1 protein-coding gene is annotated in these 727 nt (G+C 63.7%); it reads left to right on the forward strand.

Annotated features, from left to right (window positions below):
• Nucleotides 1–697: IS3 family transposase (locus tag N4G42_RS25485; RefSeq protein ID WP_260669182.1), on the forward strand; the 697-nt coding region annotated here is incomplete at its 5' end.
• Between the last annotated feature and the right edge of the window lie 30 nt (nucleotides 698–727).

The raw sequence follows: 727 nt of genomic DNA on the forward strand, positions 1-727 counted from the left end.
CTTCGTGCGCAGCGACCGCACCTACGGCGCGCGCCGTGTGTGGCACGACGTGTTGGAGCAAGGTCAAGCCTGTGGTCTGCACCGCATCGAGCGACTCATGCGAGAGCAGGCACTACGAGCCAGGCCCCGACGACGTGGACTGCCCAAGGACCGGGGCACGCGCAGCGCGGTGGCCGATAACGTGCTGGACCGCCAGTTCCGGGCCGATGGCCCGAACCAGAAGTGGGTAGCCGACTTCACCTACATCTGGACAGCCGAGGGCTGGCTATACGTGGCGGCGGTGCTGGACCTGTACTCGCGGCGCATCGTGGGCTGGTCGATGCAGGAGAGCATGACCTCGCAGCTCGTGGTGGATGCGCTGATGATGGCCGTGTGGCGGCGAGGCAAGCCGGTGGCCTTGTTGCATCACTCGGACCAGGGTAGCCAGTACACCAGCGAGCACTTCCAGAAGCTGCTGGATGAACAAGGCATCACTTGCAGCATGAGCCGGGCCGGTGAGGTCTGGGACAACTCGGCCATGGAGAGCTTCTTCAGCTCCCTCAAGACCGAGCGCACGGCCAGGAAGGTGTACCGCACACGAGGGCAGGCCCGTTCAGATGTGTTCGACTACATCGAGTGCTTCTACAACCCGACGCGCCGGCATTCGACGCTCGGCTATCTCAGTCCCGTACAGTTCGAGAAAGCTCAAGAAGCTTAGGTCGGTGTCAACGGAACCGGCAGCAGCCCA

It is taken from the genome of Acidovorax sp. K2F, from assembly GCF_025246485.1.
GTDB lineage: Bacteria > Pseudomonadota > Gammaproteobacteria > Burkholderiales > Burkholderiaceae_C > Acidovorax > Acidovorax delafieldii.